The following is an 18720-nucleotide window of genomic DNA, read 5'->3' as shown; positions in this document are numbered from 1 at the left end:
CAGTGTTTACTTCCCGGTATGCAAGGTCTCGCTGTGGTCCTCTTCCCAGTGCTGCTGATGCTGTTTGCGCTGGCAATGGAGCGGGTGGAGTTCAGACTCCGCCGGCTCACGGTTCGTCAGCAAGAGGTGGAAGAGTTCCTCGACCAGGCAAGTCACGACGAAGTGGCCACCCTGGCCCACGAAGGTTTTCCCCACGCATTGGCACGCTTCCATCGACGGCGCAAGGGTCGGTCGGGCTTCGAATCCGACGACGCCGCCGTCACCGAAGTGGGCTCGCGGCGCGCCAGCTGAGCGCTGGGAAGCCCCCGAAACAGCACACCGCAGGCCGCTTCCCCCGGTTAACTTTTGCGACTTCCGTGGTATCGGTCACTCAGATCGAGCCGTCTCAACGTAGACTTCAGAGCCGTACCTGTTGCACAGCGACACGCCGCGGATCACCGGGGCATCGTCGACATGCAGCAAATCGCGCACAATATGCATACAGACGAACAATATTCCCAAGGAGCGCACGTGGACGACGTCCTGGCAAGAGCCGGCATCTTCCAAGGAGTCGAGCCCTCAGCGGTAGCGGCGCTGACCAAGCAGCTGCAGCCTGTCGACTTCCCCCGCGGACATGTCATCTTCAACGAAGGTGAGCCCGGTGACCGCCTGTACATCATCGTTTCGGGCAAGGTGAAGATCGGCCGCCGCTCGCCGGACGGCCGTGAGAACCTGCTGACGATCATGGGCCCGTCCGACATGTTCGGTGAGCTGTCCATCTTCGACCCGGGCCCGCGTACGTCCACCGCCACGACGGTCACCGAGGTCCGCGCGGTCAGCATGGACCGCGAAGCGCTCAAGGCATGGATCGACCACCGCCCCGAGATCGCCGAACAGCTCCTGCGGGTGCTCGCGCGCCGTCTGCGTCGTACCAACAACAACCTGGCCGACCTCATCTTCACGGACGTCCCCGGTCGTGTCGCCAAGGCGCTGTTGCAGCTCGCGCAGCGGTTCGGCACCCAGGAGGCGGGCTCGCTCCGCGTCACGCACGACCTCACGCAGGAAGAGATCGCCCAGCTCGTCGGCGCTTCCCGTGAGACCGTCAACAAGGCGCTCGCCGACTTCGCGCACCGCGGATGGCTGCGCCTCGAAGGCAAGAGCGTGCTGATCTCCGACTCCGAGCGCCTGGCACGTCGCGCGCGGTAGTTCCCGCACCTACGACTGCGGCCACCCCCTCCTATCGAGGGGGTGGCCGCAGTCGTTTCAGTGGTTAGTCGTGGCTGCGCAGGTAGGCGAGCTGCACGTTGACGGACTTCTCCGCCACCGGCCACAACTTGGGGTCGACGTCGGAGTAGACGTGCTCGACCACCTCGCGGACGGTGGGTGTGCCCCCGAGCGCCTCGATCGCGGCCCGCACCTGGTCGAGTCGCTCCTCGCGATGATCGAGGTACTGCTGCGCGACGACGTTCAGTTCGGGCAGTTCGGGTCCGTGGCCGGGCATGACCCGGTGTCCGGTTCCGAGGTCCAGCAGGCGGCGTAGCGACGACAGGTAGTCGCCGAGGTCGCCGTCCGTGTCGTCGAGCACGGTGGTGCCGCGGCCGAGGATCGTGTCGCCGGTGAGGACGGTGCCCTCGCCTTCGACGGTGAAGGACACCGAATCCTTCGTGTGCCCGGGCGTGGCGATCACCGTGAGGGTGAGTCCCGCGACGTCGATGGTTTCGCCGTCCACGAGGGTTTCGCCGCCGCCGCGGAGAAATTCGGGGTCCACCGAACGCACGGGCGCGCCGGTGAGTTCGAAGAACCGCTGCACTCCCCCGGTGTGGTCGAAATGACGGTGAGTGATCAGCGTCAGCGCGACCGGTCCGAGCGCCGCGACGCGGGCGAGATGCTCCTCGTCGGCGTCACCCGGGTCGACCACCACACACTCGTCCCGGCCCGGCGCACGCAGAATCCACGTGTTGGTTCCGTCGAGCGTCATCATGCCGGGATTGTTCTCGAGCATCACCGAGACGATCGGGGTGACCTCCCGCACCTGGGCGTAGGCCGGATGGGCAAGAGTCATGGCACTACGACTCCGGTTGCACTTCGGCGATCAGCTCCACCTCGACGGGGGCGCCGAGCGGCAATTCCGCGACGCCGACAGCCGAACGTGCGTGGGCACCCGCGTCGCCGAACACCTCGCCGAGGAATTCCGAAGCGCCGTTCACAACACCGGGCTGACCGGTGAATCCCTCGGCGGACGCGACGAATCCGACGACCTTCACGATCCGCACCACCGAGTCGATGCCCACGAGCGCGTCGACCGCCGCCAGCGCGTTGAGTGCGCACGCCCGGGCCGCGGCCTTGGCGTCTTCGTCCGACACGCCGGCGCCGAGCTTGCCCGCGATCGTCAGCTTGCCCTCGACGATCGGCAGCTGCCCCGACGTGTAGACGTAGTTGCCGGTGCGCACGGCGGGCACGTAGGCGGCCACCGGCGGAACGACGGACGGCAGCGTGATGCCGAGTTCGGCGAGGCGGGCGGACCAGTTCTGTGTCTCTGCCACGGCCGTCAGCCCTTCGGACGCTTCAGGTACGCGACGTGCTGCTCACCGGTGGGCCCGGGCAGAACCGTCACCAGTTCCCAGCCGTCGGTGCCCCACTGGTCGAGGATCTGCTTGGTCGCATGTGTGAGCAGCGGAACGGTGGCGTACTCCCAGGAAGTCAATTCACTCATGCCGGTGAGCCTATCCCCCGCACATCCCGGCTCCCAGACTTATAGGCTCGACCCCGTGGTTGCATCCCCAGACCAGCTCACCCCGACGTGGCCCGAGAAGGCCGCGCAGGCCCGGCTGCACTTCGTCTCCGGAAAGGGCGGCACCGGAAAGTCCACGGTGGCCGCCGCGTTGGCTCTCGCGCTGGCCGAGGGTGGGCGTCGCGTGCTGCTGGTGGAAGTCGAGGGCAGGCAGGGGATCGCCCAGCTCTTCGACGTGCCCCCGCTGCCGCCGCAGGAGACGAAAGTCGCGGCCGCCGAGGGTGGCGGGGAGGTCATGGCCCTGGCCATCGACATCGAGACCGCCTTCCTCGAATACCTCGAGATGTTCTACAACCTCGGTTTCGCCGGCCGCGCGATGCGCAAGTTCGGCGCCATCGAGTTCGCCACCACCATCGCACCCGGGCTTCGGGACGTGCTGCTGACCGGCAAGATCAAGGAATGTGTCGTCCGCACCGACAAGTCCGGCAAGCGGGTGTACGACGCCGTCGTCGTCGACGCCCCGCCGACCGGGCGGATCGGCAACTTCCTCGACGTGACGAAGGCGATGGCGGACCTCGCGAAAGGCGGGCCGGTGCGTTCGCAGAGTGAGGGCGTGGTGCGCCTGCTGCACTCCGACGAGACCGTCGTCCACCTCGTGACGCTGCTCGAGGCGCTTCCGGTGCAGGAGACCACCGACGCCGCAGAGGAACTGGCCCGCGCCGACCTGCGGCTGGGCACCATCGTGGTCAACCGCACCAGCCCGCAGTTCCTGCCTGCCGAGACGCTGGCCGACGCCGCGAAGGGCCGCATCGACGCCGAGGTCATCCGGGCCGGACTGCAGAAGAGCGGGATCACCCTCGACGAACACGATTTCGCCGGTTTGCTCACCGAGACGATCGAGCACGCGTCGGTCCTCGAAGCGCAGGAGGAGAGTGCCGGAGCACTCAGCGAAGTGGACGGGGCGCGACTGCATCTGCCGTCCCTCGCCGACGGTGTCGACCTGGGCGGGCTCTACGAACTCGCCGAATATCTGACGGAACAGGGTGTCCGATGACCCAGACAACTGAACACGAGCGTCGCCGCACCGCCTCCGCTCTCGATGTCGCGGGGATTCTGGAGAACAGGGCCACGCGGATCGTCGTGTGCTGTGGCGCCGGTGGCGTCGGCAAGACCACCACGGCCGCGTCGCTGGCACTGCGCGCGGCGGAGCAGGGGCGAAAGGTGGTCGTGCTGACCATCGACCCGGCGCGCCGGCTCGCGCAGGCGCTCGGCGTCGCGGAACTCGACAACACGCCGCAACCCGTGCAACTCGGACCGGACGCGACGGGCGAACTGCACGCCATGATGCTCAACATGCGTCGCACGTTCGACGAGATGGTGATCGAGCACTCCACACCGGAGAAGGCGGAGCAGATTCTCGCGAACCCCTTCTATCAGACCGTCGCCACCTCGTTCTCGGGAACGCAGGAGTACATGGCGATGGAGAAGCTGGGGCAGCTCGCCTCCAGCGACAAGTGGGACCTGGTGATCGTCGACACCCCGCCGTCCCGCAACGCCCTGGACTTCCTCGACGCGCCCCAGCGTCTGGGCGCATTCCTCGACGGTCGCATGATCCGGCTGCTCACCGCGCCGGGTCGAGGTCTCACCCGGCTCGTCACCGGTGCGATGGGCCTCGCCCTGCGCGGCGTCTCCACCATCGTGGGCAGTCAGATGCTGTCGGACGCCTCGAGTTTCGTGCAGTCACTGGACTCGATGTTCGGTGGTTTCCGGGAAAGAGCCACGCGCACTTACGAATTGCTCCGGCAGCCGGGCACGAAGTTCCTGGTGATCGCGGCGGCGGAGCCGGATGCACTGCGGGAGGCGGCGTTCTTCGTCGACCGGCTCGCGGGCGACGAGATGCCGCTCGCGGGCCTCGTCCTGAATCGGACGCACCCCACTCTCAGTTCCCTGTCGGCCGATCATGCGGTCACTGCCGCCGACCAACTCGGGGACCAAGACCCCCTCACCGCCGCTGTGCTGCGGATCCACGCCCATCGGGCGGTGATCGCCAAGCGTGAGGTCCAATTGCTGAGCCGGTTCACGGCCGCCCACCCTCGGGTGCCGATCGTCGGCGTGCCCTCGCTGCCGTTCGAGGTGTCGGACCTCGAGGCCTTGAGAGCGGTAGGTGACCAGCTCACCCGCACGAGCTGATCAGCTCGCTGCCGGAGAACCGGTCACCCGCCTGTGTCTTACCTGTTCTGCGAATCAGATCCCGAACGTCAGACAGCGGACTGGTGCTGCCGCTGAGCTTCGAAGAAATCGGACCATGATTCCACCTCGGGGTGCTGCTTGAGCAACGCCCGGCGCTGACGTTCCGTCATGCCACCCCACACGCCGAACTCGACACGATTGTCGAGAGCATCGGCTCCGCACTGCATCAGTACCGGGCAATGCCGGCAAATGGTTGCGGCCTTGCGCTGTGCTGCGCCGCGTACAAAGAGTTGATCGGGATCGACTTCCCGGCAACGGGCCTGGGTGACCCAGGCGATTCGCGCTTCTGCTTGCTCGACGTCCAGACGGCTGGTTGGGGTGGTCATGTGCATTCGTTTCCCCTCTTCGAGTCTGCGCAACCCAGCACCTAGCACGCCGAGGCTGCACCACATAAGCGATGGAGTGTTATCTCCATCACACTGTTCCAACAATTTAGGTAAAGAAACCGCAACGCGCAAGACGAAGAACACGCTTTTTTGGTACGCCCGTCCATACCCCGTGCTCAGGGCTTTTTCCTGGCCGAATTCTGCGCCCAACCAGCGCACCCACAGACCCCACGTAGTCTGTAGATCGTGTCGATTGCAAAAACAGTGGGGAAGCTCGCAGGATCCTCCGCCTTGGCAGGAGTGCTCCTCGCCGGCGTGATGTTTCCGCTCGCCGGAGGGTTCGGTTACGCCTCCAACAGGGCGGCTGACACCGTCGACAACGTGTCCGCCGAACTGGTCGAAGGAACGGTTCCCGCGGTCTCGACGATGGTCGACTCGGTGGGCAATCCCATCGCGTGGCTGTACGACCAGCGGCGCTTCGAAGTGCCCAGCGAGAAGATCTCCAACGAGATGAAGCTCGCCATCGTCTCCGTCGAGGACCGCCGGTTCCCCGAGCACAAGGGCGTCGACTGGCAGGGCACGATGCGCGCTTTCCTGACCAACACCACGAGCGGTGAGGTGCAGCAGGGCGCGTCCACCCTCGACCAGCAGTATGTGAAGAACTACCAGCTGCTCGTCGTGGCCAAGACCGACGCCGAACGCCGCGCCGCGATCGAGACGACGCCCGCCCGCAAGATCCGCGAGATCCGGATGGCGCTGACGCTCGACAAAGAACTCACCAAGGACGAGATCCTCACCCGCTATCTCAACCTCGTTCCGTTCGGCAACGCCTCGTTCGGCATCCAGGACGCCGCACAGACCTACTTCGGCATCGACGCCTCCGAACTGAACACTCAGCAGTCCGCGATGCTCGCGGGCATGGTGCAGTCGAGTTCGGCGCTGAACCCGTACACGAACCCCGAGGGCGTCCTCGAACGACGCAACGTGGTTCTCGACACGATGATCTCGAACATTCCCGAGCGTGCCGCCGAACTCCGGCAGCTCAAGGACACACCCCTCGGCGTGCTGCCCGAACCCAACCGGCTGCCCCGCGGGTGCATCGCCGCCGGCGACCGCGGCTTCTTCTGCGACTACGCCCTGCAGTATCTAGCCAACGCCGGCATCAGCCGCGAACAGATCGACAAGGGCGGCTACCTGATCAAGACCACGCTCGACCCCGCGGTCCAGGCGTCGACCAAGGCGGCGCTCAACGCGAACGCCAGCCCGGAACTCGACGGCATCGCGAATGTCATGAACGTGGTCCAGCCCGGCCAGGATTCGCACCGGATCCTCGCGATGGGCAGTAGCCGCACCTACGGCCTCGACGCGAACGCCAACGAGACCGTGCAGGCGCAGCCGTACTCACTGGCCGGTCACGGCGCCGGGTCGATCTTCAAGATCTTCACGACTGCCGCCGCCATGGAGAAGGGCCTCGGCACGAACGCCATCCTGGACGTGCCCGGGCGGTTCGAGGCCAGGGGCATGGGTAGCGGTGGTGCTCGAGGCTGCCCCGCGGCCACGTACTGCGTCGAGAACGCAGGCAAGTACCCCGCGGCACTGTCGGTGACGGACGCGCTGGCACAGTCGCCCAACACCGCGTTCGTCAAGCTGATCCAGGCGACCGGAGTCGCCCCCACCGTCGACATGGCGGTGCGGCTGGGTCTTCGCTCGTACACCCAGCCCGGCACCTCGGGATTCGACGACCGCAGCATGGCCGACTTCCAGAAGGATCAGAACCTGGGGTCGTTCACCCTCGGGCCCACATGGATCAATCCCCTGGAACTGTCGAATGTCGCGGCGACGCTCGCCTCGCACGGCAAGTGGTGCCCGCCCACCCCCATCGACTCGGTCTTCGACCGTGAAGGCAAGCCCGTCTCGGTCACCCAGCAGGCCTGCGAGCAGGTGGTCGAACCCGGTCTCGCCGACACCCTCACCAACGCCATGAGCAAGGACGACAAGCCCGGCGGCACGTCCGCCGGGGCGGCGGGCAGCGTCGGCTGGACGCTGCCGATGGCAGGCAAGACGGGTACCACCGAATCCCACATGTCCTCGGGCTTCCTCGGATTCACCAACAACTTCGCCGCCGCCGTCTACGTGTTCGGCGACTCGCCGACGCCGGGTGAGATCTGCTCGGCCCCGCTGCGGCCGTGTGGCGACGGCAACCTGTTCGGTGGAAACGAACCGGCGCGGACCTGGTACGCGGCGATGAACCCCATCGCCAACAACTTCGGGCCGACGACGCTGCCTCCGGTCGACCAGAAGTACGCGCGGGGATCGCAGAACGGTCAGGTTCCGGACGTCACCGGGCTGAGCCAGTCGGCCGCCACGTCCCGTCTGCAGGGAGCGGGGTTCACCGTGAACGCAGTCACCACCGCGTCGCAGGCGGCCAAGGGGACGGTCACGAGCGCATCGCCGTCCGGTTCGGCCATTCCGGGGTCGACCATCACGATCTACGTCAGCGACGGATCGGTGAAGGCCGCTCCCCCGCAGGCGCCGGCTCAGGGGATCCCCGTTCCGCCCATCCAGCTGCCCGGCCTGCCGCCGATCCAGCTGCCGCCCATACCCCGGTGACCGCAGGTGAGTGGGAAAGTGTGTCGACGCACGCTTTCCCACTCACCTCGGGGAGTCAGAGGCGGGACTTCACCGCGTGCGAGAGCCGCGAACCGTCCGCCTTGCCGCCCGCGAGTGCGCCGGCGGCCTTCATGACCTGACCCATCTGACGCATGCCGGGACGCTCACCGATTTCCTCGGCCACCTGAGCGATCGCGGTGTCCACGACGTCGACCAGTTCCGCGTCGGTCAGCGGCGTCGGGAGGTACTCGTCGATGATCTGCGCCTCGGCCCGCTCCTGCGCCGCCAGCTCACCTCGACCGTTCTCGGTGTAGATCTCGGCGGACTCGCCGCGCTTCTTCGACTCCTTCGCGAGGACCTTCAGCACCTCGTCATCGGTGAGTTCGCGGGCTTCCTTGCCGGAGACCTCTTCGGTCTGCACGGCGGCCATCAGCATGCGGATGGTGGCGGTGCGCAGCGAATCCTTGGCCTTCATGGCGGCCGTCATGTCGGAGCGCAGTCTTGCTTTCAGTGAATCTGGCATGGGCGAAACGCTACGCGCCCCGATTCGTCCACTGCATCTCGATTGCGCTCATCAGTATCCTGGAAGAGTGTCTGACGAGTTCCGTGCCAACCTGACCCGCGCCGCCCTGGGTACAGCGGGTGCCGCCGCCCTCGGCATCGGCTACGCCTCGCTCATCGAGCGCAATGCGTTCGCGCTGCGTGAGGTCACGATGCCGGTACTCGAACCCGGGTCGTCGACGCTCCGCGTGCTGCACATCAGCGACCTGCACATGATGCCCGGACAGCGGCTGAAACAGAACTGGCTGCGGGAACTGGACAACCTCGACCCCGACCTCGTCGTGAACACCGGCGACAACCTGTCGCACCAGCGCGCCGTGCCCGCAGTGGTCCAGGCGCTCGGAAATCTGCTCGCCCGCCCCGGACTGTTCGTCTTCGGCAGCAACGACTACTTCGCGCCCAAGCCGAAGAACCCGCTCAAGTACTTCCGCAAGGACCACAAGCGTGTCCTCGGCGAGCCGCTGCCGTGGGGCGACCTGCGGGCCGCGTTCACCGAGCGCGGCTGGTTCGACGTCACGCACGTCCGCCGCGACCTCGAGGTGTCGGGTGTCCGGATCGCGTCGGCCGGTGTCGACGATCCGCACCTCAAGCGCGATCGGTACGACACGATCGCCGGTCCGCCCAATCCGCTGGCCGATCTCCGACTGGGCATCACCCACTCGCCCGAGCCCCGGGTGCTCGACCGGTTCGCGGACGACGGCTACGACCTCGTCCTGGCGGGCCACACGCACGGCGGTCAGTTGTGCCTGCCGTTCTACGGCGCGCTGGTCACCAACTGCGACATCGACCGTTCGCGGGTGAAGGGTCCGTCCAAGTGGGGTGCGCACACCCGGCTGCACGTGTCCGCGGGGATCGGGACGTCCCCGTGGGCGCCCGCCCGCTTCTGCTGCCGCCCCGAGGCGACGCTCCTGACGTTGGTTCCGGCTCAGCGCGGCGGCGCGGACGCCGACGCCGCGCGGGGTCGCACCGAGTCGTCGGAGAGCACCGTTATACGCAACTGACCAGGGGATTTAATGGTCACCGGCTGGGTAATGTAAGCTAGCCGAGGTTCAACACGGGGTGTGGCGCAGCTTGGTAGCGCGCTTCGTTCGGGACGAAGAGGTCGTGGGTTCAAATCCCGCCACCCCGACAGTGTGAGACACCGAGAAGAGGCCTTGACCGGTTCGCCGGTCAGGGCCTCTTCTGCATGGCGGAGGCGTTGTCCGATTGCCCGGGACCCCGCGAGCACCCGCCCAAAACCTCAGGCTAGCCTCACCTCATGTCTTCGAGGCTCTACGTACGCGCCGGGCTGGTTGCCCTGGCCACCGTCTTTCTCGCCGCCTGCGGCACCACCGACACCGGGTCGTCCGCCGGCAACGCCGACGTCGCCACCGGCGGCCGTCTGTTCGCCACGGCGGACGCCGAGACCGCCAAGCTCGGCACCGACGCCGAACCGGGCGCCTTCCCCCGGACCATCACCCACGCGCTCGGCGAGACCGTCATCGAGAAGAAGCCCGAACGGGTGATCGTCCTCGACGGCGGTGAGCTGGACGACGTGCTCTCCCTGGGCATCACGCCCGTCGGACTGGCCAGCCCCGAGAGCGCCGCCGGCCAGCCGTCCTACCTCGCCGACAAGCTGGCCGGGGTGCCGGACGTCGGGACCACCAACAACCTGAATCTCGAGGCGATCTCCGCGCTGCAGCCCGATCTGATCCTGGGCAGCAAGCTGCGCGCCGACAAGCTGTACCCGCAGCTGTCGTCCATCGCACCGACCGTGTTCGGCATCCGCCCCGGTTTCCCGTGGAAGGAGAACTTCCTGCTGGTCGCCGACGCCCTCGGTGAGGAGACCAAGGCGGAGGAGGTACTCAACGCCTATCAGACCCGCGCCGACGAGGTCCGGGAGACCATCACGGACGAGCCGACGATCTCGCTGGTCCGGTTCATGTCCGGCAAGATCCGCCTGTACGGCAACCTGTCGTTCATCGGCGTCATCCTGAACGACGTCGGACTTCCGCGTCCGACGGTGCAGAACGTCGACGAACTCGCCGTCGAGGTGAGCCAGGAGACGATCGGTGAGGCGAACGCCGACCGGATCTTCTACTCCAGCTACGGCGCGCCCGAGACCACCGACGAGTCGACCGTGGTCGGCGGCCCGCTGTGGAATCAGATGCAGGCGGTGAAGGACGGCAAGGCCGTGCACGTGAGCGACGAGACCTGGTTCCTCGCGCTGGGACCCACCGGGGCTATGCTCGTCCTCGACGACCTCGAGAACATGCTCGCGGCCGCCTGAGTCACTGCGGGACAGGCATGAACGCGTCGTAGATTGCCTGCGGCGCACCGTCGATGGCCCAGATGACCATGAGACCGACGGCCACCGTCAGGGCGGGCCCGAGCACGACCTTCTCGAACGGCCCGCCCGCCCGGATGGACAGGAACGACGGGAGCCGGAACTCCCACCACCGTTCCTTGCCGAGTGTGAGGAACGGGGCGAGGAAGGGGACGCCTTCCTTGGTGATGGCGTCGCCGAGGCAGTGGGTGGCGCAGCCGAGGGCCACCGCGACTCCGAGTCCGGTGGAACCGGCCTCGGTGGGATACGACTGCCAGGTGAGCGCGGACAGCACCGCCGCGACCACCGAAACCGCCAGCCAGCCTTTTTCTTTGGCCAGCTCCCCGGCCAGCCCGCGGAGCGCGAGCCCGAGGCAGACGAACAGCGTCGCGATGATGGCCGGCTTGCCGAACTGGACGACCAGCGCGGACACCCCGGCCCCGATACCGGCGGCGAACAGGGCCGTGTGGGTGAGCGTGCGGTGCCCGCCACGCCGCTTGCCGTCGCGTTTGCCCTTGGTGACGGTGTAGAAAGCCAGCGACACCGCATCGACGCCCTTCGCGACGACGCTGCTGACCGGACCGAACGAGCGCGCGACCGTGGACTGGCTCGTGTCCAGGTCCGGGAGAAGCGCCGCTCCGGCGCACACCGCCGCGAACGTGAAGGTCTCGGCGGTCGACGTGGGCCCACCCCAGTCGAGCGGCAGCAGATCCGCCACCGCCAGACCGACAGCCGCACCGGACATTGCATGGGTGGGACCCATCACCATGGAAGACAGCACCTTTCGACCCCGACTCGGGACACGGTCATCCGAGCCGGTGTCCTGACACCGCCCAACCTAGCAACAACATCCGACACACCTGTCACACGGCCGTGAGTACTTGTCAACCGCGGGCGGTTGACAAGTACTCACGGGCGCGAAGCGCAGTGGCGTCCGTCCCCGCTGAAGGTGGATGATGGAAGTGCGTGCAGTCGGGCGGAGGAGGGTCGTCGTGGAAACTGTGATCGTGTTCGTTCTCGCCGTGCTGATCTATTGGTGGGGCCTGCTCTGAGCCTGCCTCACCACCGACATCAGTTCTGGCTCTGCCCTTCCCGGACACCGATTTCCACTCGCTTGCCCAGGTCGGGGTCGACGCTCTTCCAGTAGTCGAAGACCCGCAGCAGAACCGGTTCGCTGACGCCGCCGAGCGCGTGGCCGACGATGTTGTCCACCAGGCGGTCGCGTTCCTCGTCGCTCAGGACCTCACGGACGAGCGTGCCCGCCTGCGTGAAATCGCCGTCCTCGGCGTGCTCGATGTAGCCGGCTCGCACGGACTCGCCGTCGAACGCCCACTGTCCCTCGTCGCCCGCGAGCGACGCGTCTGCGTGCGGGCCGCCGTAGGAGTTCGGCGCGTACACGGGGGTCTCGGGCGAATTGGTGGCGTACCGCATCGCACCGTCCTGCGAGTACGAGTTGACCTGGTTCTTCGGCGCGTTGACCGGCAGCTGCGCGTAGTTGGCGCCGATGCGGTACCGGTGCGCGTCCGCGTAGGAGAAGACCCGCCCCAGCAGCATCTTGTCGGGCGAGAAGCCGATTCCCGGAACGACATTCGACGGCTCGAACGAGGCCTGCTCGATCTGCGCGAAGAAGTTGTCGGGGTTGCGGTTGAGGGTCCACTTGCCGACCTCGATCAGCGGGTAGTCCTTCTGCGACCACACCTTGGTGAGGTCGAACGGGTTGAACCGGTAGCCCTCGGCCTCGTCGACGGGCATGACCTGAACCTTCAGCGTCCAGCTGGGGAACTCGCCGCGGGCGATCGTGTCGTACAGGTCGGCGCGGTGATGATCGGGGTCGTTGCCTGCGAGGGTGTCGGCCTCGTCCTGCGTGAGGAACTCGATGCCCTGATCGGTCTTGAAGTGGTACTTGACCCAGAACCGTTCGCCTTCGGCGTTGACCCACTGGTACGTGTGCGAGCCGAAACCGTCCATGTGACGCCACGTCTTCGGGATTCCGCGGTCACCCATCAGCCAGGTCACCTGGTGCGCGGACTCGGGCCGCAGCGTCCAGAAGTCCCACTGCATGTTGTGGTCGCGCAGACCGGATCCCGGCAGTCGCTTCTGCGAGTGGATGAAGTCGGGGAACTTGATCGGGTCCTTGATGAAGAAGACGGGCGTGTTGTTGCCGACGAGGTCGTAGTTGCCGTCCTCGGTGTAGAACTTCACGGCGAATCCGCGCGGGTCACGCCAGGTGTCGGGGCTGCCCTGCTCGCCGGCGACGGTGGAGAAGCGGACCAGTGACTCGGTCCTGACGCCGGGCTGGAACAGCGTGGCCTTCGTGTAGCGGCTCACGTCGTGGGTGACGACCAGCTCGCCGAACGCACCGCCACCCTTGGCGTGGACGACGCGCTCCGGGACACGCTCCCGGTTGAACTGGGCGAGCTTCTCGATCAGGTAGTGGTCGTGCAGCAGGATAGGGCCCTGCGTGCCCGCCGTGAGGGATTCGTTGTCGCTGGCGACGGGAATTCCGAAGTTGTTGGTGGTGGCGCGCTGTGTTTCAGGCATGGCAAAGCCTCCAGGTTGCATCGGGTGAGGGTGGAGCGGTGGGGACGGACGGGGTCAGGACAGGGCTGCTGCCGACCCGGTTCCGCTCTGCGCGCCGGTCCGGCACTGCGAGCAGAGCCCCCAGAAGACGACCTCGGCCTCGTCGATCTCGAAACCGTGGGCCTCCGACGGGTCGAGGCACGGAGCCTCACCGACGGCGCAGTCCACGTCCACGACGGTCCCGCAGCTGCGGCACACGAGGTGGTGGTGGTTGTCTCCGGTACGGGTTTCGAACCTCGCGGGCGATCCCGCGGGCTCGATACGTCTGAGCAGGCCGGCGGCGGTGCACGCCTTGAGGACGTCGTATACCGCCTGGGTGGAGACCGATCCCAGCTCTTCACGAACTACGGCCGCAATGTCGTCGACGTCGGAATGCGGCCGCACGGCAACCGCATTCAACACTGCAACACGTGGTGCAGTGACACGCAGGCCCACCTCGCGCAGCTGCGCTTTGGGATCCGTGTCGTGTCGCATGTGTTCAAGTATCGCGCCTTTTTGGAATTAGTCAAGAAAAGGATGTGTCGCCCTCGCCAACCCCGCGCGACGGCGCCTGCCGGAAATCCCGGTGGACGGCCCCCTCACCGCCGGGGACCTCGCCGGCCGGTTCGACCTCAGCCGGCCCGCCGTGGCAGAGCACCTGCAGGTCCTGCGCCGGGCCGGGCTCGTCCGCGACGAACCGTCCGGGCGGCAACGGCACTACCACCTGACCGCCGAGAACTGGACGCTTGTCTGGCGCCTCGTTCCCGAGGTGCGGGCACCGGCCTGTTCCTCGACCATTCCGGCTTCGACCTCGACCACAAGCGCAGCCGCGACGCGGATGGGTCCGGGTTGGCGCGACACCGTGCTGCCACGTCTCACCGGCGTGGTCGCGGGCATCGGACAGCGACCGGCCTGAGCGGGTCAGCGGTGCTGCGCGGGTCCGGTGGTCATCCGGCCGTCCGTGATCACGATGCCGTGGTGGGTGCCGGGCGTCAGCCAGTCACCGAGGGTGGGACCTTCGGCCGTCACGTCCACGCGGGCATATCGGAAACGGCCCCGAAGTCGCGCGGACGCCGTGACGAGGCCGTGGTCGCCGGGTTGAGCGAAACCCAGCGCGCCGGCGATCGGTAGCCGCGGTCCGCGCGGACGAGTGCTCGTGACGACGCGCCACGTGTCGGACGAGGCTTCGAAGTCGCCGTGCACGTCGCCGCCGAACTCGGCAGGCACCTTCGGCAGGCTCCAGTGCACGCGGCCGCCGTGCACGGAGGGTTCCGAATCCACGGCAATGAACGGGACCGCCATGCGCGGCAGGAGGCCGATGCGACGTCCGGGCGCGCGGAGCACCGGACTGGCGAGGATTTCCCGGTAGGGGCCGACGGGCGAGTCGAGGTAGTCGACCATCATCGCGAGGGTCAACGGCACGGTGGCACCGTCGGGTCCGAGCGCGCGAGCGGCCGTGGTGCTGCGGTGCCACCACAGTGTCGCGCGCACCCCCGCGGGCCACGGGGGTGGCGCGCTCTCGGGCCAGTCGGTGCGCCGGGTGGTCGATTCAGGCACGCTCCACATGGACTGTTTCCCTTCGGGTGGTGACCGTCAGCGGGAGCCGCAGCGCACCCGGCGCGTCGGCGGGTACCACCGGATTCCGGGGCGGCGACGGTTCGATACGTACGTATGGCTTGCCCGGCTCGGGCCGGGTGTCGGCCTCACCCTTGTTGGGCCACAGCGCGAATGCACGCTCGGCTTGGGCGGTGATAGTGAGTGACGGATTGACGCCGAGGTTCGCGCTCACCACGGAACCGTCGGCCACGTGCAGACCGTCGTGGCCGTACGCCCGGAGGTAGGGGTCTACGACGCCGGTGTCAGGCGAGTCCCCGATGGTGCAACCCCCGAGGAAATGCGCGGTCATCGGAATGTTCACGACGTCGGCGAACGAACCGCCGGGGTCTCCGCCGATCCGTTCGGCCACCTTGCGGATGGCCGTGTGACCCTGCGGGATCCACTCCGGTGGCGGATCTCCGGGTCCGGGACGGCTGGTGACCGCGCGACCGAGGCGGCCCCGCCCCTTGGCCAGTTCGAGCGAATTGTCGTCGGTCTGCATCACGAGCGCGATCACGGTGCGTTCCGACCAGTGCCGCACCGACAGGCTCCGCACGAACGCCCCGGGGCGGCGCAACGCGACGCCGACCGTCTTCAGCAACCGCGGCGTCCTGCCGCCGCCGTCGCTGAGGACGGTCTGCAACAGTCCGATCGCGTTGCTGCCCTTGCCGTACCGCACGGGCTCGATGTGGGTGTGATCGTCCGGGTGGAACGAGGACGTGATGGCCACGCCCTTCGTGAAGTCGGTGGCGCGGTTCTTCGCCGTGGCCGCGAGGACCGCCTCCGAATTGGTGCGCACCACCGACCCCAGCCTCGGCGACAACCGCGGCAGCGCACCGGATTCCTTCATCGCCAGCAACAGCCGGGCGGTGCCGTACGTGCCTGCGGCGACCACCACGTGGTCGGCGGTGAACGAGTGCTCCCGCTTGCGGATGCCGTCGGTGCGGCGGGTCCGCAGCTCGTAGCCCCCGCCCGATCGCGGGCGCAACTCCTTCACCGTCGTCAGCGGATGGACCCGGGCGCCCGCCTTCTCGGCGAGGTGGAGGTAATTCTTGACGAGCGTGTTCTTCGCGCCCACACGGCAACCCGTCATGCAACCGCCGCACTCGGTGCACCCCGTGCGCTCGGGCCCTACTCCGCCGAAGAACGGATCGGCCACCCGCGACCCCGGTTCGCCGAAGAAGACGCCCACCGGTGTGGACGTGAACGTCTCACCTGCGCCCATCTCCTCGGCCACCTCACGCATGACGGCGTCGGCGGGGGTGAACGACGGATTGGTCGTCACGCCCAGCATCCGTTTCGCCTGTTCGTAATACGGGGCCAGCTCCGACTGCCAGTCGGTGATGTGCGCCCACTGCTTGTCCTCGAAGAAGCGGCGCGGCGGCTGGTAGAGGGTGTTCGCGTAGTTCAGCGACCCACCCCCGACCCCCGCCCCGGCCATGACCAGGACGTCGGGGAGGAGGTGGATCCGTTGCACGCCGTAGCAGCCCAGCCACGGCGCCCACAGGTAACGCCGCAGCCGCCAGCTCGTCTCGGGCAGCTCGTCGTCGGCGAAGCGCCTGCCCGCTTCGAGAACGCCGACCCGATACCCTTTCTCGGTCAGCCTGAGCGCCGCGACGCTGCCACCGAAACCGGAGCCGACCACGATCACGTCGTAATGCGTCACGCGACGGTCTCCTTCGCGGCCCTGCGTCGTGAGACGTAGTTCTCCTGATCGAAACGCTGCAACTGGGAGCGGAACTTCCAGGTGAAGGTCGGCCACTGCACCGAGTTCCGACCCTCGGAGTCGTAGTACCAGCTCGAGCAGCCGCCCTTGTTCCACACGGTGGTCTGCAGTTCGGACTGGATGCGGGTGTTGTACCGGCGCTGCGCCTCCTCGGTGACCTCGAATGCGGTGATCTCGCTGTGGTGCATCACGTTCAAGGCGTCGGCGATGTACGCGGACTGCGATTCGAGCATGTAGACGATGGAGCTGTGCCCGAGGTTGGTGTTGGGACCGTACATCAGGAACAGATTGGGGAAACCGGCGACAGTGGTCCCCTTGTACGCACTCGGGCTCCCGTCCCAGTGCTCGGCGAGGGTACGGCCGTTCGCACCGCGCAATGCGTGCGCCACAGGCGGTTCCGTCGGCGTGAAGCCCGTCGCGAAGATGATGGTGTCGACCTTGTGCTCGTTACCCAGCGCGTCGACGACGCCGTCCGGTGTGACCCCCGCGAGTCCCGCGTCGACGAGCGTGACGTCGGGACGGTCGAGGGTCCGCAACCAGTCGTTCGACAGCAGCATCCGCTTGCAGCCGATCGTGAAGTTCGGTGTGAGCTTCCGGCGCAGTTCCGGATCCCGCACCTGCCGGCGCAGATGCGCCTTGGCCACCATCTCGAACACCGGCAGCAGCCCGGTAGCGTGGGCGAGCACTCCACCCAGCGCTTCGCGGAAGCCGTACACGGTCCCGCGGACGGCCTTCTGCACCAATGGCAGTCGACGGTAGAGGCGCTTCTCGGAGCCGGACAGCTCGCGGTCGAGGCGCGGGATCACCCAGGCGGGAGTGCGCTGGAACACGGTGAGATGCTCGGCCACGGGGGCGATCTCCGGCACGAACTGCACGGCGGACGCACCCGTACCGATGACCGCCACGCGCTCACCGGTGAGGTCGTGGTCGTGGTTCCACGTGGCCGAGTGGAACGTGGTGCCGCCGAACGTCTCCAACCCGGGCATGTCCGGGACGCTGGGAGTCGACAGCGCACCGGTCGCGGCCACCACGACGTCCGCCGTCACCGTTCCGCGACTGGTCCGGACGGTCCACACGGCCTCGTCGGCGTCCCAGTGCGCTTCCTGCAGTTCACAATCGGTCACCACCCGGGACCGGACCCCGGTGTCGGCCGCGACCTTCTTCAGATAACGGTGGATCTCGGGTTGGCGGGCGAACGTGTGACTCCAGTCGGCGCTCGGCGCGAACGAGTACGAATACAGCGACGTCGGGACGTCGCACGCACATCCCGGGTAGGTGTTGTCTCGCCACGTGCCGCCGACGTCGTCGCCGCGCTCGATGATCAGGACGTCGGCCTGCGGCTGGGTCTGCAGGATGCGCGCCGCCAGTCCCATGCCGGCGAAACCTGCCCCCACGATGAGGGTGTGTACGTGCTGCGGAAGATTCACGACTTCTCAACCTTCGATTCCCACACGGGCAACAGCCGCGCGCGTAGTGACTGCTCGGCCTCGGGGGTGCGGAACAGTGCCGACACCGCCAGACCGCGAACCAATTCGATACTGAGCTCGATGGTGTCGGCGTCGAACCGATCGCCGAACACCTCCGCCGACCCGCGGCGCAGAGCGTCGTTGACCTTCCGCTCGAGCGGAACCGTCGCCTCGTACAGCGCCGGGTCGGTGCGGGCGGCCACCCACAACTCGAGGGCGGCATAGAACAGCGGGCCGGAGAAGGCGTCGGCGAGCACGTCGACGCCGCGGCCGGCGTCCACATCGGCGGCGAGGATCTCCTCCATCCGCTTGTCCACGAGATGTTCCACGGCGGCCACCACCAGCGATTCCTTGGTCGGGAAATGGTGCAGCTGCGCGCCGCGCGACACCCCCGCCCGCCGGGCGATGCCCTGCGTGGTGGTGCGGGCATACCCGAGCTCGACCAGGGAGTCGACGGCCGCGTCGAGCAGCTTCGTGCGCATCGCCGCGGTCCGCTCGGCCTGCGTGCGGGTCGGTTTGACCACTTCTGTGTCAGGTGTCACACCCAGCACTGTAGGCGGAAAATAGAAAACAGTCCAGACTGCTTTTAAGTTTGCGCTGCGTGCCTGTGA

19 protein-coding genes, 1 tRNA gene and 1 pseudogene are annotated in these 18720 nt (G+C 67.4%); 9 read left to right on the top strand and 12 right to left on the bottom strand.

The window, feature by feature from the left end:
* Window positions 1-18: 18 nt before the first annotated feature.
* Window positions 19-291: a hypothetical protein gene (locus tag RHA1_RS46285; RefSeq protein ID WP_005248489.1), complete on the top strand. Its 273-nt coding sequence runs from the start codon at window positions 19-21 to the stop codon at window positions 289-291.
* A 219-nt stretch (window positions 292-510) separates the two neighbouring features.
* Entirely contained in the window at window positions 511-1185 is a 675-nt protein-coding gene (locus RHA1_RS21020) for a Crp/Fnr family transcriptional regulator (RefSeq protein WP_005256089.1), read from the top strand.
* Between the two features lie 64 nt (window positions 1186-1249).
* Here the strand turns inward: RHA1_RS21020 and RHA1_RS21015 are convergent, their stop codons facing one another.
* From RHA1_RS21015 to sp36, 3 genes are read right to left on the bottom strand one after another with little or no spacing between them, the layout of a single operon-like run.
* Entirely contained in the window at window positions 1250-2041 is a 792-nt protein-coding gene (locus RHA1_RS21015) for an MBL fold metallo-hydrolase (protein ID WP_011596760.1), read from the bottom strand.
* 4 nt (window positions 2042-2045) lie between these two features.
* A complete protein-coding gene (locus RHA1_RS21010; protein WP_009477371.1) occupies window positions 2046-2522 on the bottom strand; it encodes a RidA family protein in 477 nt (158 codons plus the stop codon).
* A gap of 5 nt (window positions 2523-2527) precedes the next feature.
* Window positions 2528-2692 carry a Sp36 family protein gene (sp36, locus tag RHA1_RS48970; RefSeq protein ID WP_005248493.1) on the bottom strand — a complete coding sequence of 55 codons (165 nt, stop codon included), beginning with the start codon at window positions 2690-2692 and terminating at the stop codon, window positions 2528-2530.
* A 55-nt stretch (window positions 2693-2747) separates the two neighbouring features.
* Between sp36 and bagA the strand changes: the two genes are divergently transcribed.
* Entirely contained in the window at window positions 2748-3764 is a 1017-nt protein-coding gene (gene bagA / locus RHA1_RS21005; protein ID WP_016884524.1) for an ATPase BagA, read from the top strand.
* Window positions 3761-4900: an ATPase BagB gene (gene bagB, locus RHA1_RS21000; RefSeq protein WP_011596758.1), complete on the top strand. Its 1140-nt coding sequence runs from the start codon at window positions 3761-3763 to the stop codon at window positions 4898-4900. Before bagA ends, bagB begins: the two co-directional genes overlap by 4 nt.
* A gap of 68 nt (window positions 4901-4968) precedes the next feature.
* Here bagB and RHA1_RS20995 read toward each other — a convergent pair whose 3' ends face one another.
* Window positions 4969-5292, bottom strand: a complete 324-nt coding sequence (locus RHA1_RS20995; protein ID WP_005248496.1) for a WhiB family transcriptional regulator — start codon at window positions 5290-5292, stop codon at window positions 4969-4971.
* Window positions 5293-5550: 258 nt separating this feature from the next.
* On the opposite strand from RHA1_RS20995, the gene RHA1_RS20990 reads away from it, so the two are divergent.
* A complete protein-coding gene (locus tag RHA1_RS20990; RefSeq protein ID WP_041811814.1) occupies window positions 5551-7896 on the top strand; it encodes a penicillin-binding protein in 2346 nt (781 codons plus the stop codon).
* Window positions 7897-7951: 55 nt separating this feature from the next.
* Here the strand turns inward: RHA1_RS20990 and RHA1_RS20985 are convergent, their stop codons facing one another.
* Complete coding sequence (locus RHA1_RS20985; protein ID WP_005248498.1) at window positions 7952-8419, bottom strand: GatB/YqeY domain-containing protein; 468 nt, start codon at window positions 8417-8419, stop codon at window positions 7952-7954.
* 67 nt (window positions 8420-8486) lie between these two features.
* Between RHA1_RS20985 and RHA1_RS20980 the strand changes: the two genes are divergently transcribed.
* The 3 genes from RHA1_RS20980 (at window position 8487) to RHA1_RS20970 (ending at window position 10726) form a co-directional block, all read left to right on the top strand.
* Window positions 8487-9458, top strand: coding sequence for a metallophosphoesterase (locus RHA1_RS20980; protein ID WP_016884522.1), 972 nt, complete (start codon window positions 8487-8489; stop codon window positions 9456-9458).
* Between the two features lie 54 nt (window positions 9459-9512).
* Window positions 9513-9586, top strand: a tRNA-Pro gene (locus RHA1_RS20975).
* A gap of 129 nt (window positions 9587-9715) precedes the next feature.
* On the top strand, window positions 9716-10726 hold the full coding sequence (locus RHA1_RS20970) for an ABC transporter substrate-binding protein (RefSeq protein WP_011596755.1): 1011 nt from the start codon (window positions 9716-9718) through the stop codon (window positions 10724-10726).
* Window position 10727: 1 nt separating this feature from the next.
* On the opposite strand, the gene RHA1_RS20965 is transcribed toward RHA1_RS20970, so the two are convergent.
* From RHA1_RS20965 to RHA1_RS20955, 3 genes are all read right to left on the bottom strand, one after another.
* Window positions 10728-11531: a metal-dependent hydrolase gene (locus RHA1_RS20965; protein ID WP_011596754.1), complete on the bottom strand. Its 804-nt coding sequence runs from the start codon at window positions 11529-11531 to the stop codon at window positions 10728-10730.
* 302 nt (window positions 11532-11833) lie between these two features.
* The gene (locus RHA1_RS20960) at window positions 11834-13303 is read right to left on the bottom strand and encodes a catalase (protein WP_011596753.1); all 1470 of its coding nucleotides are present in this window, start codon (window positions 13301-13303) and stop codon (window positions 11834-11836) included.
* 54 nt (window positions 13304-13357) lie between these two features.
* Entirely contained in the window at window positions 13358-13816 is a 459-nt protein-coding gene (locus tag RHA1_RS20955; protein ID WP_011596752.1) for a Fur family transcriptional regulator, read from the bottom strand.
* Window positions 13817-13862: 46 nt separating this feature from the next.
* Between RHA1_RS20955 and RHA1_RS53255 the strand changes: the two are divergent.
* Window positions 13863-14237 (top strand): annotated as a pseudogene (locus RHA1_RS53255) (ArsR/SmtB family transcription factor); the annotation flags it as partial.
* 5 nt (window positions 14238-14242) lie between these two features.
* Here RHA1_RS53255 and RHA1_RS20945 read toward each other — a convergent pair.
* Genes RHA1_RS20945 through RHA1_RS20930 form a run of 4 tightly spaced genes read right to left on the bottom strand, consistent with a single transcriptional unit; the run spans window position 14243 to window position 18660 of the window.
* Window positions 14243-14887, bottom strand: a complete 645-nt coding sequence (locus tag RHA1_RS20945) for an acetoacetate decarboxylase family protein (RefSeq protein WP_011596750.1) — start codon at window positions 14885-14887, stop codon at window positions 14243-14245.
* Window positions 14871-16583, bottom strand: a complete 1713-nt coding sequence (locus tag RHA1_RS20940; protein WP_011596749.1) for an FAD-dependent oxidoreductase — start codon at window positions 16581-16583, stop codon at window positions 14871-14873. The genes RHA1_RS20945 and RHA1_RS20940 overlap by 17 nt, the downstream gene beginning before the upstream one ends.
* Entirely contained in the window at window positions 16580-18070 is a 1491-nt protein-coding gene (locus RHA1_RS20935; protein ID WP_011596748.1) for a flavin-containing monooxygenase, read from the bottom strand. The genes RHA1_RS20940 and RHA1_RS20935 overlap by 4 nt, the downstream gene beginning before the upstream one ends.
* Window positions 18067-18660, bottom strand: a complete 594-nt coding sequence (locus tag RHA1_RS20930; protein WP_009477359.1) for a TetR/AcrR family transcriptional regulator — start codon at window positions 18658-18660, stop codon at window positions 18067-18069. Before RHA1_RS20930 ends, RHA1_RS20935 begins: the two co-directional genes overlap by 4 nt.
* Window positions 18661-18720 lie beyond the last annotated feature (60 nt).

It is taken from the genome of Rhodococcus jostii RHA1, from assembly GCF_000014565.1.
In the GTDB taxonomy this organism is placed as follows: Bacteria; Actinomycetota; Actinomycetes; order Mycobacteriales; family Mycobacteriaceae; genus Rhodococcus_F; species Rhodococcus_F jostii_A.
This window is presented reverse-complemented; position numbering and strand designations above follow the sequence as displayed.